The organism is Photorhabdus viridis (assembly GCF_040256935.1).
GTDB lineage: Bacteria > Pseudomonadota > Gammaproteobacteria > Enterobacterales > Enterobacteriaceae > Photorhabdus > Photorhabdus viridis.
Genome location: NZ_JBEJZY010000427.1, coordinates 1 through 245 on the forward strand (window position 1 = coordinate 1; position 245 = coordinate 245).

General features: G+C 55.1%; 1 protein-coding gene. It reads left to right on the forward strand.

The features are described 5' to 3' along the window. A partial coding sequence (locus ABR397_RS24025; RefSeq protein WP_350307879.1) for a contractile injection system protein, VgrG/Pvc8 family occupies positions 1 to 245 on the forward strand: 245 nt, incomplete at both ends.

Sequence of the window (245 nt, forward strand, 5' to 3'; positions counted from 1 at the left end):
CGATTAATCCGGGGATGCGGGGCATGCCGGTGATACCGCCAGCGCCGTTGCGCACAATCTACGGGGTGATCAGCGAATTTAAACTGCTGTCCACCTCGCGGGATGAAAGCCGTTATGAAGTGACTCTGGAGCCGCGGCTGGCGTTGCTGTCGAGAAGCCGCCAATTTGCCATTTATCAGAAAATGTCGGTACCGGAAATCGTGGAAAAAATCCTGCGTGAACGTCACGGTTTTCGCGGTCAGGAT